The sequence below is a fragment of the Nitrospira sp. genome, assembly GCA_037045225.1.
GTDB lineage: Bacteria > Nitrospirota > Nitrospiria > Nitrospirales > Nitrospiraceae > Nitrospira_A.
The window spans coordinates 1972994-1986985 of the sequence record JBAOHZ010000009.1 but is presented as its reverse complement, the minus strand read 5'-3'; the positions used below and the strand labels follow the sequence as shown (position 1 = coordinate 1986985).

Here is a 13992-nt window from a genome sequence, read left to right as displayed (position 1 = left end):
CTCCAGAAATTGACCATAGACCGCCTGACTCTGCCCACCGCACAGATCCCCAGGCGAAGCGCCATATGGGCCGAAGTCACTATAATAGTTCTAATTAGAACCAAGTCAAGGGCAAATATGCTCCCTTGACGGAAAGGACATATCGTCCTCGAGATCAGTCAGTTGTGGGTTTAGGGGTGCGACGGGTCACAGGCCGATCAACCTGCCGGGCGGGGAAAGGGACACAACACGCTGAGAAATAACCGAGGCCTCAATGGCTCTCGCGGGCAGGGACAAACCCGCTTACTTCCTGCTCTTGATCGCGCGTTCGACTTCACGGCCTGCTTCGCGGGCCTTAATCGATTCACGGCGGTCGTATTGCTTCTTGCCCTTCGCCAGGGCCAACTCCACCTTGGCATGGCCGCGCTTCGAAAAATAGATGCGCAGGGGGACGAGCGTGAGACCCTTCAGCTGAGTCTTTCCGATCAGCTTGTTGATCTCCTTGCGGTGCAGCAGCAGTTTCCGCTTGCGGAGCGGGTCGTGATTCATCAGATTGCCGTGCGAGTAGGGACTGATGTGACAATGCTGCAAGTAGACCTCGCCGTCATCCACCGAGGCATAACTGTCCTGCAGATTGACGCGCCCTTCCCGCAACGACTTCACCTCCGTCCCCCGCAGGATGACGCCGGCTTCGAACTTCTCTTCGATAAAGTAGTCGTGGTACGCCTTGCGATTGGTGGCGACGACTTTGTACTGGTCTTCTTTATCGTGCGTTTTTGTCATCTCATGCCGGGGTCAGCTATTTCCATCGAACGGATTTTGCTATCATACCACCATGCGTGGACAGAGCAGACTCGATTCCTTGGGCTCGATCCTGGCCGGTGTTGCTCACAGGTTGGGCCTGGAGAGCAAACTGTTCGAAGCGCGCTTGCGACGCCAGTGGTCGGACATCGTGGGCGAGCCGATCGCGGCCCACACGCGTCCCGACCAGATCCGGTTCAAAAAACTATACGTCCTGGTCCATAATTCAGTGTGGTTGCAGCAACTCACGTTCCTCAAACCGGTCCTCTTGGAGAAGGTGAATGGAATGGCGGGGCAACCGCTGGTCACGGAGATCGTCTTGCGTGTCGGGGAGTTTCCGGCAGACCATTCGTCGACCGTAGCCGGTGCGGCTTTTCCAGATCCGCCTGCCGTTCAGCCATCCCTTCAGCTCCTCCAGGAAGCCACGCTCCACACGCAAGGCATTCAAGACCAGGCTCTGCGAGAACACCTGATTACGCTCATGGCGCAGGCGTTGAGTCAGCCGGCCCCTCCGCCGCGTTCCTCACGACAGTCCCCTTGAACAAGGGTCGCGAATAGGCCGCGGTGGCCACACTGTCTTTTCCCCTGGGAACCGGCCCGATGCGGCCTTCTTCTTCCTGTTCATCCAGCCGGTAGAATCCACGCACGGATCCCTCGAACCCGTCCCGCACCGTGGCATCGTCGCCCGTCACATACTTATGCAGCACCTCCGGCTCCGTCCAGCCCTCATCGGTGAAGATATAAATCGCAATATGCTGATAGCGTCCCTTCGGATCATCCAGGGTCGTCGGCTGGATTTTCATACTGCCGAAGTTCCGGCCTTCCGCGCCGACTTTCCGGAATCGTTCGATCAGGGTTTCGATTTCGGTGTCGCTGGTCCAGGACGGCACATGCACCGCCACCACGGTCCGCTCCTGGGAGCCGATACTGTAGGGAGGAATCGACCGATCCGGTCGGCTGAGAAACATCCCGCCCCAGATCAAGGCAAAGGAGCCGAACAGGACGCCCAGCGCCATTTTGACAACGGTGTCAAGCGGACGTTTGGCCGGAGGGCGGACTGATGCCTCGGCCGGTGGCGGAGTCGGGTGGTTCATAACCGTGGTGAGGAGAGCCGCGTGAAGCCGGTGCGGCTCCAAGGAGTCATGACTCGCCCTCTTCGGGCACTACTTCTTCGCGTTCGACCAGTCTCACGACGGCGACCACACGATCCTCATCTCCATCCATATCGAGCAGGCGGACGCCTTGGGTGTTGCGTCCGATTTCACGGATATCGTCGACCTTGCAGCGCAGCACTTTCCCCTGCGCCGCCATCAACATGATCTCATCCTCGTCCCGGACCTGGAGGAAGCCGACGGCCGGCCCGTTCCGCTCCGTGGTCTTGACGCTGATGATGCCTTTGCCGCCGCGGCCCTGCACGCGATATTCGTTCACCGGGGTCCGTTTACCATAGCCGCCTTCGGTCACGGTGAGGATCGCCGTGGTCGAATCCGGCGTAATCGTCTCCATTCCGATGACTTCATCGCCGGGCTCAAGGGTGATGCCGCGTACCCCGTGGGCCGTACGTCCCATGGCGCGCACATCTTCTTCCTTAAACCGGATGGTGATCCCCTGCTTCGTGCCCAATAAAATCTCGCGTTGGCCGTCGGTCAGATCCACACCGATCAGCTTGTCGCCCGCATCGAGCGAGAGCGCAATGATGCCACCTTGGCGCGGATTGCTGTAGGCCGACAGTTCCGTCTTCTTGATGACGCCCAACTTGGTCCCCATGATGATGAAGCGATCGGCCCGGAACTCCTTCACCGGCAGCGACGCCGTGACCTTCTCATCCTTCGAGAGTGCCAACAGGTTCACCAGCGCTTTGCCCTTTGCCGCGCGGCTGGCTTCTGGAATTTCATGCACCTTGAGCCAATAGACCTTGCCGGCATCGGTAAAGAACAGCAGTGCGTCGTGCGTGGACGCCGTAAAGAGGGTCTCGACGAAATCCTCTTCCTTGATCCCCATCGCAATCTTGCCCTTGCCGCCCCGCCGCTGTGCCCGGTACAGCGTGACTGCGTTCCGCTTGATGTACCCGGCATGGGAAATCGTCACGACGACTTCTTCTTCGGCAATCAGGTCTTCGAGGGTCAGCTCGGCTTCTTCCTTGACGATCTTGGTGCGCCGGTCGTCCTGATACTTCTCTTTGATCTCGATCAGTTCGTCACGGATGATCTTCCGCACCAAGGCCTCGCTGCCGAGGATGGAGCGCAGATACTCGATGGTCTTCAGCACTTCGCGATACTCTTCCACGAGTTTGTCGCGCTCCAGTTGCGTGAGCCGCTGGAGGCGCATTTCGAGAATGGCATTGGCCTGGATTTCCGACAGCCGGAACTGCTGCATCAAGCCTGTGCGGGCCACATCCGGAGATTGCGAACGACGGATGAGCGCGATCACGGCATCCAAGTTATCCAGCGCGATCTTGAGGCCTTCCAGGATATGGGCGCGCTCCTCTGCCTTGCGCAAGTCATAGGCCGTGCGCCGCACCACCACTTCGCGCCGGTGCTCGACAAAGGCCGCCAGGATACGCTTGAGGTTCAGCACCTCGGGCCGGTTGTTGACGAGCGCCAGCATGTTGACGCCGAAGGTGGTCTGCAGCTGGCTGTGCTTGTAGAGGTTGTTCAGCACCACGAGCGGGATCTCGTTCCGCTTCAGCTCGATCACGACACGGACGCCCTCGCGGTCCGACTCGTCTCGGATATCGGAAATGCCCGTGACGCGATCCTCCTGCGCCAGGTCGGCAATCTTCTCGATCAACTTGGACTTGTTCACCTGATAGGGAATCTCGGTGATGATCAGTCGTTCCCGGTCCGTTCGTTCATCCGTTTCAATCGCCACCTTCGCGCGAACCGTCAACAATCCGCGTCCGGTCTCATAGGCATCCTTAATCCCCGCCGTGCCATAAATAAATCCGGCGGTCGGGAAGTCGGGCCCCGGGATTTTCTTCATCAACTGCGCGATGGTGACATCGGGGTTCTCCAGCAACAGGAGCAGTCCTTCAATCACTTCGCCCAAATTGTGCGTGGGAATGTTGGTGGCATACCCGACGGCGATTCCCCCGGCGCCGTTCACCAGTAGGTTCGGCACCCGGGACGGCAAGACCAGCGGCTCGACACGGGACTCATCGTAGTTTGGGCCGAAATCGACGGTCTCTTTTTCGATATCCGCCAGCAATTCTTCGGCCAGTTTGGTCAAACGGGCTTCGGTATATCGCATGGCGGCGGCGGCGTCACCATCCATGGAGCCGTAATTGCCCTGTCCGTCGACGAGCATGTAGCGCATATTGAAATTCTGCGCCATGCGCACGAGGGTATCGTAAATCGCCGAATCGCCATGGGGGTGGTAATTACCCATGATCTCACCGACGATCTTGGCCGACTTTCTGTACGGCCGGTTCGCCGCCAGCCCCATTTCGTTCATGCCGTGCAGAATGCGCCGGTGCACCGGCTTCAATCCGTCCCGCACGTCGGGGAGCGCGCGACCGACGATCACGCTCATGGCGTAATCGAGATACGACGAGCGCATCTCGTCTTCGATCGCAATCTGTCCTAAGCGTTCATCTGGCGGCATTCCGACTCCTTAGAAGAGCTAATGGCATATGGCGTATAGCGGGTGGCGAAGAATTGCGTGAACGCTTCCAGACTATTCGCCATTCGCTACCAGCCATACGCTCCGAGGTATTCCTATACGTCCAAGTTCCGGACTTCCAACGCATGTTGCTGAATGAAATTGCGGCGGGGTTCCACTTCGTCGCCCATCAGGATCGTGAAAATCTCGTCCACGCCGGTCACGTCTTCCAGTTTGACCCGCAGCAACGTCCGCTTCTCCGGATCCATCGTGGTCTCCCACAGCTGGCTCGGATTCATCTCGCCGAGACCTTTGTAGCGTTGAATATTCAGCCCCTGTTTGCCTTCTTCCAAGATTGCCTGCACCAGTTCGGCCGAACCGTTTTTGTGAACGTCGGCTCCCTTGATCTTGATCTTGTACGGCGGCTTGCCTAACCCCATCGCTGAAGGTGCCTGCTTTTGGAGCTCGCGGAAGTCAGCGGACCCGACCAGTTCATGCGTCACGTCCAGTTGATAGGCGATCCCGCCCGTGGCAACCTTACACACCAACTTGCTGGATTGATGTTCTTCGTCTTCCAGGATGTCGATGGTCGGCTCGGCCTTCGGGTACACCAGAGCCAGCGTGGCCCTCACATCGGCAACGATCGTCGCCAGCGCGGCCTGATCCTTCAACGCCTCACGGGTCAATCCCGGCTCGTCGACAAACACCCGCAACATATTGGCTTCGTGATGTTTCTTATTGACCTTGTGCAACAGGCTTTCGAAGGCGATCAACTTCTTAAGCGTCGGTAGCAGGCGGCGGCCCGACAGGAATTCCCGCCCGTTCTCGAGCGCCACTTCGACTTCTTCGACCGCCAGGTCCGCGAGATATTCATTCATCGCGGCTTCGTCCTTAAGGTACCGCTCCGTCTTGCCCTTCTTAACCTTAAAGAGAGGAGGCTGGGCGATGTAGATGTAGCCTCGTTCCAGCAGCTCCGGCATCTGACGGAAGAAAAAGGTCAGCAGCAGGGTGCGAATGTGGCTGCCGTCCACGTCGGCGTCGGTCATGAGCACGATCTTGTGATACCGCGTCCGCGCAATGTCGAAGGCTTCTTTGTCCGGCTTGTCGGAATCCTCTTTCTTGCGGCCGATGCCGGTCCCGAGCGCCAGAATCAACGTCCGGATTTCGTCACTGGTGAGCATCTTGTCGAAGCGCGCCTTCTCAACGTTCAAGATCTTTCCCTTGAGGGGGAGAATCGCCTGGAACTTCCGGTCGCGGCCCTGCTTGGCCGACCCACCGGCGGAATCACCCTCGACGATGAAGAGCTCGCTCAACGCCGGATCCTTCTCCGAACAGTCGGCCAGCTTGCCGGGTAGCGATCCGCCATCCAGGGCACTCTTCCGACGGATGAGGTCCTTCGCTTTACGGGCCGCTTCACGCGCGCGCGCGGCATCGATCGCCTTGCCGATAATCTTGCGGGCAACCGGCGGATTCTCTTCGAAGTAGGTACCGAGGGCGTCGTTCACGGCGGCCTCGACGATTCCCTTCACCTCACTGTTGCCGAGCTTCGCCTTGGTCTGTCCTTCGAACTGCGGATTCCGTACCTTCACGCTGACGACCGCGGTCAACCCTTCCCGCACGTCGTCGCCGCTCAACGATTCGGTATCCTTTTTCAGCAGATCGTTGGCGTTGGCGTAACTGTTGATGGTGCGGGTCAGCGCAGCCTTGAAGCCAACCAGGTGAGTGCCGCCCTCTTTGGTGTTGATGTTGTTCGCGAACGAAAAGAGGTTCTCCGCATACCCGTCGTTGTATTGCAGCGCCACCTCAAGGATGAGGTCCGCGCGCTCCGTCTGCACATAGATCGGTTTGTGCAGCGGGGTTTTGGCTTCGTTGAGATGATCGACGAACGAGACGATCCCGCCCTTGTAGTGAAAGACCTGTTCCTTTTCCTTGCGATCGTCCTTGAGCGTAATCGACAGGCCCTTGTTCAGAAAGGCCAGCTCGCGGAGACGTTGCGCCAACACGTCGAAACTGAACTCGAGCGTTTCAAAAATCTGGCCGTCCGGCATGAACCGCACCTTTGTGCCGCGACGTTTGGTTTTCCCGGTGACGGCTAACGGCGCCTGGGATTTTCCACGTTCGTATCGCTGCTCGAACACCTGGCCATCCTGCCAGATTTCCAGCTCCAGCCACTCGGACAACGCGTTGACGACCGAGATACCGACGCCGTGCAACCCGCCGGAGACCGTATAGGCGCCCTGCTCGAACTTACCGCCCGCGTGCAGGACGGTGAGAGCCACTTCGGCAGCGGACTTCTTCTGGGTGGAATGCATACCGGTGGGAATGCCGCGACCGTTATCCACGACCGTCACGCTGCCGTCGATGTGGATCGTGACCTCGATCGCTTCACCGAATCCGGCCATGTGCTCATCGACACTGTTGTCGACGACTTCATAGACCAGATGGTGCAACCCGTCGACACCGGTGCTACCGATGTACATCGCCGGTCGTTTTCGTACGGCGTCGAGTCCTTCGAGAACTTTGATTTGGTCCGCGCTATAACTGTCGGATTTCGGCTTGGCAGAATTGTCTTGCTGGTCGTCTTTGGCCATTCAACTCCTTGGTCGATTGCTCTCAGCTTTCAGGCATCAGCTCACAGTTTGGACGATCTGCTGATCGCTCATGTCAGATCTTGATCGGCATCACAACGCATTTGAATCCTGGGCTCTCGGCTTCCTGAATCAGGCAGGGGCTCAAGGCCGTGTCCATTTGCAATGAGACCGATTCTCCATCCATGACGCTCAATGCATCTAAGAGATAACGGGCGTTGAATCCTGTATTGAGCGCTTCACCCTCATAGCGCGCCACCAATTCTTCCGTGGCTTCTCCATAATCCGGATTGCTGGAGAACAGGGTCATGCCACCGGGAGCAAACGAGACCTTCACGGCATTGGCCTTGTCTTTCGACAATACCGAGACCCGTCGCAGCGCGCTCTCCAGCAGCCCGCGGTTCACGATAATGCGCTTACCGCTCTCTTTCGGCACCACCTGCTGGTAATTGGGATAGTTTCCCTCCATGAGGCGAGAGGTGAGGAGGAGGCCGCTCTTGCGGAAAATCATCAGGTTTTTCGTAAACCCGATCAAAGGCTCTTCGTCGCCGCCTTCTTCCAGCAGACGCCGCATTTCCTGCGCGGCCTTCTTGGGAATGATCGCTTTGATGTCCTGAGCCGGCAGCTTGGCGTTCGGCGTGCCGACCTCGCGCTCCGCCACGGCCAGGCGATGACCATCGGTACCGACGAGGCGCAAGAGCGTGGTTTTCTTTTCGGTCGTCGTCAAACTCACAAGCAGGCCGTTCAGAATATATCGCGCGTCGTTATCGCCGGCGGCGAACAATGTCTTGCGAATCAATTCCAACAGGCCCGCCCCAGCCAGGGGCGTCAGACCTTCGCGCTCGATGGAGGGCAGCGCCGGATAGTCGCCGCTCGGGAGGCCGACCACTTTGAACTGGCTCTTCCCGGACTGGATCGTCGTCCAGTTATTGTCGCCGGACGTCAGCTCGATCTCACCGCTCGGCAGCTCTTTGATGATCTCGTACAACTTGCGGGCGGAAATCGTCACCCCGCCGGCTTCGAGCACCGTCGCCTTATAAAGACCCCGCATGCCGATCTCAAGATCGGTGGCGACAATTTCGGCGCCGTCGTGTTTGACTTCCAACAGAATGTTCGAGAGGATGGGCATGGTGTTTCGCTTCTCAACGACACCCTGCACCCGCTGCAACCCCGTCAACAATTCCTCTCGTCCGATGCGTACCTTCATGATCGGTCTCCCTCAACAGGCCTTACGCCCTCAAGATCTGTTCTTTCAGGCCTTCCAGCGTCGTGTGCAAGGTGCTGTCGGCTTCCTTGGCCTTCGTGATCTGCCGGCAAGCATGAATAATTGTCGTATGGTCCTTGCCTCCGAACTGGCGCCCGATTTCAGGAAATGAGGCGTCGGTGAGCTCCCGGCAGAGATACATGGCGATCTGGCGCGGATGCACCAGCGTTTTGCTCCGACGCCGCGATTTCAAATCGGCGATCTTCAAATGATACTTCGACCCCACCGCTTCTTGAATATCTTCGATGGAGACAATCTTCTTCTTATCCCCGATGAGATCGCGCAAGACGTTCTTGGCCATCTCGAGCGTGATCGTTTGTCCGGTCAGCGAGGAATAGGCCCCGACCCGCACCAGCGAACCTTCCAGCTCCCGAATGTTGTTCTTCATCGTGGTGGCTAGGAAGTGAATCACATCCTCGGGGAGCGCAATCCGTTCGTCCTCGGATTTCTTGCGCAGAATGGCGATACGAGTCTCCACGTCCGGCGGCTGCAGGTCGGCAATGAGCCCCCATTCGAATCGGGAACGGAGGCGCTCTTCGATATCCGGCATGTCCTTCGGAAAGCGGTCACTCGATAGGACGATCTGTTTGTGGGCTTCGTAGAGGGTATTAAACGTATGAAAGAATTCTTCCTGTGTCCGCTCCTTACCCGCCAGAAATTGGATGTCGTCGATCATCAACATGTCGACATTGCGATACCGTTTACGCAGGTCGATCATCTTGTCATAACGAATCGAGTTGATGACCTCGTTCGTGAACTGCTCGGTCGTCAGGTAGGCGATGCGGAGGTCGCTCCGCTCGGCCAGATAATTTCCAATCGCATTCAGTAAATGGGTTTTGCCTAATCCGACGCCGCCATAGAGAAAAAGCGGGTTGTAGGCTTTGGCCGGTTGTTCGGCCACGGCCATGCAGGCCGCGTGGGCGAACTGGTTTCCCGCTCCGACGACAAAACTCTTGAAGGTATATTTCGGATTCAGTTGCACGCCGCGTTTTGATCGAGACGCGACGAATCCACGCCCGGCTGTATCCGCCGGCACATGCTCCTGCTGACTAGGCGAAGGGGAAGAAGTCGGTTTGTTGTTGATGACAAACGAGACGTCCAAATGGCCGCCCCCTTGCGCAGCAGAGACCGCTTCCGCCAAGAGATCGCGGTAATGCTCTCCTAACCACTCGCCAAAAAACTTGTTCGGGACTGCAAGATACGCCGTCGTTTCTTCAATCCGGTCGAGTACAACAGGAGTGAACCAGGTTTCAAAAACCTGTTTCGGCACCTTATCCTGAATGTACACCAGTGCGTCTTCCCACATTAAATTAATCCTATAAACTCAATATCTTATGAATGTTCACAGCTTTATACACAGGTGTGGATAAATACATAAGAAGCCCTGGTTTTATTGATTCCTCAAAGTGAGAATGCGCGCGCTTCCTGTGGACATCCGTCCAGCCCGACGACCGTTCATCTTTTCCGTGCACAGGTACCCTCACCTTATCCCTGAACGCCCCCTGCCTTATACACCATCTCATCAACATGGGCTAGGCTCTTCGATCGTCAACACCCACGGACCTATTCGCATTCATCCACAGAACCCACATAGCCTACTCCTACTCCGACGACTCCGGTTCTTCTCTTTATTACAAAGATAACTAAGAGAAGAGAGCCGGACTACAGCACAATGATCGACTCATGCTCCGCAATCAGTTCAATAAGATCTCGATACGAGATGATCTTCCCTGAAGCGGGAGTTGCCGGAATGCCCGCTGCAGATGGCAGCACGTACATCGGTCCGGGAAACGCCGGTGACGCCCCCACTGCTTCTTCCAGGAGAACAAGTGAACAGGCAGTAGACGAAGCGGAGGGCAACAGGGATTGAACCGGATCCGAAATCGGTCGTCGGAGCAGATATAAGGTCTTACGATCGGACATACAATCTCATGGAAGTTAAAAGACCAATACGCGATCGGCTGCGGCCATGGCCAGCCGGGCCGATTCGGATGAACCGGCGGTAACGGCAAATCCTTCTTGAAGCTCAGGAGCCGGGCCGGACGGCAATACGAGGATAAATGGAATTTGAAGATGCTCGAAGGAGGGAAGATACTTTTCGAGAATCTCGTTATCGACGATCTCATCCGTGTCTTCCGCCAGCAGCTGAACGGCCTGTCCCATGAGAATAACTGTAATTGGATTCTCGCCGGCAGCCAATCCCAAGGCGATGCGCAAGGCCTCGACCGGACGAGCGGACGTCCGCGGGTCTTCGCGAATGATCAGCACGATGGATGCAGTGGGCGCCACAGTCGTTCCTTCAGACGTTCGTGTTATGTAAATGCCAGAAACCGGTCGCACCCGTTCACGATATTTGAGAGCACGACCAAGCCGCAGAGAGAAATGCGGGAATCGAGAGAATCGGTCGAGACACCATGTTGCTGACACCCATAGGCGCAGACAAACAGCTTCATGCCACGTCCTACCAGTTCGGCATAACGAGGGTCTCGAAGATTCTTTACCCCCTCATCAATGAAATACAGATAGAGATCAACACCTTCAGCCAGCGCCTCAGATGAAAGCCTGGCAACCGTCTCAACACTGGGGTGTGAGGGAGGTGTGGATAACAGGATGCCGAACTTCTTGGCGCTCATAGGAATTTCTTCTGTGGACAATCTTTAAGAGTGCTTAAGAATCAATAGTTTATAGAGATTAAATTGAATGCGGAGCGTACGAATTTTAGGCAGGAAAGTCAACTAGAAAAAGGGATCTGGATTACCTGTTGACGAGCCGGGTCTGAAGGGCGGACGCGAGGCCTGGAATGGGGATATCTTCCTGTGCTTTTGTCTGCATATTCCGGACGGTGGCGAGGCCTTTCATGACTTCGTCGTCACCTAAGAGAATCGTATATAGAGCCCCGAGACGATCCGCCTGGCGGAGGTGGGCCTTGAGGGATGCTGCACGGAAATCCATATCGGCCGGCACTCCGGTTCGACGCAGTTCATCCAGCAGCGTAAATCCGACGTTCACTGCCTGAGTGCCAAACGCCGCGACGTAGACCCGAGGAATGGCCGGTACAACGACCGTTTCCGGCAACATTAACGCAATCCGTTCCAGGCCGACGGCAAATCCAACCGCCGGCACGGCGGCACCCCCGAGCTGTTCGACCAGCCCGTCATATCGGCCACCGGCCCCGACAGCATTCTGCGCACCCAAATGGGAACAGGTGACCTCGAACGCCGTCAAGCAGTAATAGTCCAGGCCACGGACGAGCCGAGGATTCAGGTGGAACGGGATACCCACTGATTGCAGGCCGGCCGTCACATGCTCGAAATGCTCACGCGCCGCGGGTGATAGGGAATCGGCCAGGCGGGGGGCATCCTCGGTCGCCGATCGGCATTCCGGGACTTTGCAGTCGAGGACGCGTAACGGGTTCGTTTCGATCCGGCGCTGGCAATTCCCGCAGAGGCGGCTTTCGACCCCCTTGAGGAACGCCACGAGGAGCGGCTTGTACTGCGCCCGGTCATCTGCGTACCCGAGATTATTAATTTCCAGGGTCAGTCCCGGCAGTGTGAGGCTGGACAAGAGACGCCAGAGGAGCGACATGACCTCAACATCGGCGCGCGGGTCCGAGACGCCGAACGATTCCACGCCGAACTGATGAAACTGCCGCAACCGCCCGGCTTGGGGACGCTCGTGGCGGAACATCGGCCCGGCATAACAATATTTTTGCGGCCGCGGATCGGCGGCCCGGTTGTGTTCAATGAAGGCTCGAACTGTCCCGGCTGTCCCCTCGGGGCGAAGGGTCAGGGAAGACCCGTCGCGATCCGCGAAGGTATACATTTCTTTTTCGACGATATCGGTCGAGGCGCCGATACTGCGCGCGAACAACGTCGTGGTCTCGAAAATCGGGACACGGATCTCTTGAAAGCCATAACAGAGGGCCCACTTCCGGGCGGTATCTTCGATGAATCGCCAACGGGGGGACTCCTCGGGTAGGAGATCTTTGACGCCTTTAATCGCTTTAATCATGGCTCTGTTCGTGAGTATCCCGGGAGTTCGAGCGGGACTATAGCGGCGGGCCGGAGGGCAAGTCAACGCGGCACGCTCCGTCTCTCGTGACGCGTGATTTGTCGCTCACTCCGGGCATCACCAGCGACGAGACGCGAGAGACGACCGTGTTGCACCGACCTTTCTGCGAGAGTATAGTGCCCACCTTGCAAGAATGGGCGCCCACAAGTACCCTGCTCAATCACAAACCGCTGGGCTTGCTTCTCTAACACTATGACTACTCAAGGCCGCCGTGTTATCGCCCTTGCTCCGATGCCGCCGGAAAAATCCGCCTATGCGCTCGCGCGCTACAGCCGGTCTCCGGACTCCATCGAAGAGAGCATCAAATGGGTTCACGGCCACTCCTCTGAAAAATTCTGGGAACAGTTTTATTTCGACTACGGGCATGGTTCGATCGCAGACCTCGGCCATGTGATCATTTGTTTTGAACAGATTTCCGAGTTGGCCGCCATCCGCCTGGAGGATGAACCACTGTGGGACGGGCAGGCCAAGTCGAGCCGCTATCAGAACTTTGCATCGACCAGCTGGTTTGTGCCGGATACCATTCGGGGGCAAGAGACCGAGGCGACGTACCTCGGCATTCTCCGCAGTCTCGCGACGGTCTATCGTGCCCTCCATGACCCCTTGAGCCAGTTCCTCACCGAACAAGAGCCTCGACCCGATCACATGACCCCCGCTGCCTATCAACGTGCGATCACCGCGCGGGCCTTCGATGTGACCCGGTATCTCTTGCCCCTGGCCGCACAGACGAACGTCGGCCAGGTCGTCAGTATTCGCACCCTCGAAAAACAAATTACCCGCCTCTTGTCGTCCCAGATGCCGGAACTTCGACTACTGGGAGAAGAGCTGCAGGAAGCCTGTCGGAAAGCACCGGTCAATCTCTGGGGTGAACTGTCCGGCCAGGCGGCTGGCTTGGGCGAGCCCATGGCGCCGACCCTCGCGCGGTATGCCAAACCGAATGAGTATCAGGCCGAAGTCTATAGCGATCTGGCCCGCTATGCGAAAGACGCGTTGAAGGGTACCGGGTTGGATCAACCGACCGCCTGGGGCGCCGCGGAACCGGTGGAGTTGATCGAGCCGCACCATCCGCTCGACGAAGTCGTGACCACGCTGCTCTATCGTGCCTCGCAAGCCCCGTATCGAAAGATCCTTGCAGTGGTGCGGGACTGGACGGAAAAACAGAAACAGGAGACCATCGAGGTCGCCTTTCACAAACGTGGACCGCATGACGAATTGATCAAGGAATTCCGCAGCGGGTATGCCTTTGTGTTCGATGTGATGATGGATATCGGCGGGTGGCGCGACATGCACCGGCACCGGCGTTGTCAGCAGGTGCAGCAGAATTTCACCACCGTGCACGGATTCGAGACACCGCCTATGCTGGCGGAAGCCGGGCTCGACCACGAATATCGGGAAGCCATGGGGCATGTGAAATCGGATATCGAACAGCTCCGGAAATCGAGTCAGGAAGCGGCGCTGTACGCCATTCCCTTTGGCTTCTCGGTACGCTGCCTCTTTAAGATGGACTATGCGGAAGCGGAGTACATCGCGAAGTTGCGCTCCGGAGTGAAAGGGCACTGGTCCTATCGCACCATCGCCTGGCTCATGAAACAGAAACTGACCGAACAGTATCCCATCCTCGGCGCGCGCATGCAGGCGACTCCACCGGATGTGCAGGACGCCCTGACGCGCTGAACGGCGTACCGCTTT

The 13992-nt window shown here is 57.6% G+C and carries 12 protein-coding genes; 2 read left to right on the top strand and 10 right to left on the bottom strand.

From position 1 onward, the window contains the following. Positions 1–282: 282 nt before the first annotated feature. Positions 283–762, bottom strand: coding sequence for an SsrA-binding protein SmpB (gene smpB, locus V9G17_10000; protein MEI2752927.1), 480 nt, complete (start codon positions 760–762; stop codon positions 283–285). A 52-nt stretch (positions 763–814) separates the two neighbouring features. Between smpB and V9G17_09995 the strand changes: the two genes are divergently transcribed. Further along, entirely contained in the window at positions 815–1321 is a 507-nt protein-coding gene (locus tag V9G17_09995; protein MEI2752926.1) for a DUF721 domain-containing protein, read from the top strand. Here the strand turns inward: V9G17_09995 and V9G17_09990 are convergent. The 9 genes from V9G17_09990 to hisS form a co-directional block, all read right to left on the bottom strand. Continuing rightward, positions 1260–1796, bottom strand: a complete 537-nt coding sequence (locus V9G17_09990; protein MEI2752925.1) for a hypothetical protein — start codon at positions 1794–1796, stop codon at positions 1260–1262. The genes V9G17_09995 and V9G17_09990 overlap by 62 nt on opposite strands. Before the next feature lie 124 nt (positions 1797–1920). After that, complete coding sequence (gene gyrA, locus V9G17_09985; protein MEI2752924.1) at positions 1921–4383, bottom strand: DNA gyrase subunit A; 2463 nt, start codon at positions 4381–4383, stop codon at positions 1921–1923. Between the two features lie 113 nt (positions 4384–4496). Further along, complete coding sequence (gene gyrB / locus V9G17_09980; protein MEI2752923.1) at positions 4497–6971, bottom strand: DNA topoisomerase (ATP-hydrolyzing) subunit B; 2475 nt, start codon at positions 6969–6971, stop codon at positions 4497–4499. 73 nt (positions 6972–7044) lie between these two features. Continuing rightward, a complete protein-coding gene (gene dnaN / locus V9G17_09975; GenBank protein ID MEI2752922.1) occupies positions 7045–8175 on the bottom strand; it encodes a DNA polymerase III subunit beta in 1131 nt (376 codons plus the stop codon). 22 nt (positions 8176–8197) lie between these two features. Beyond that, on the bottom strand, positions 8198–9538 hold the full coding sequence (gene dnaA / locus V9G17_09970) for a chromosomal replication initiator protein DnaA (protein ID MEI2752921.1): 1341 nt from the start codon (positions 9536–9538) through the stop codon (positions 8198–8200). 356 nt (positions 9539–9894) lie between these two features. Then, a complete protein-coding gene (locus tag V9G17_09965) occupies positions 9895–10155 on the bottom strand; it encodes a hypothetical protein (GenBank protein MEI2752920.1) in 261 nt (86 codons plus the stop codon). Positions 10156–10170: 15 nt separating this feature from the next. Further along, a complete protein-coding gene (locus V9G17_09960) occupies positions 10171–10521 on the bottom strand; it encodes a hypothetical protein (GenBank protein MEI2752919.1) in 351 nt (116 codons plus the stop codon). 23 nt (positions 10522–10544) lie between these two features. Beyond that, positions 10545–10865 (bottom strand): DsrE family protein, encoded by a 321-nt coding sequence (locus V9G17_09955; GenBank protein MEI2752918.1) that lies wholly within the window; start codon positions 10863–10865, stop codon positions 10545–10547. Positions 10866–10986: 121 nt separating this feature from the next. Continuing rightward, a complete protein-coding gene (gene hisS / locus V9G17_09950) occupies positions 10987–12243 on the bottom strand; it encodes a histidine--tRNA ligase (protein MEI2752917.1) in 1257 nt (418 codons plus the stop codon). Between the two features lie 252 nt (positions 12244–12495). On the opposite strand from hisS, the gene V9G17_09945 reads away from it, so the two are divergent. Further along, entirely contained in the window at positions 12496–13977 is a 1482-nt protein-coding gene (locus V9G17_09945; protein ID MEI2752916.1) for an FAD-dependent thymidylate synthase, read from the top strand. Positions 13978–13992 lie beyond the last annotated feature (15 nt).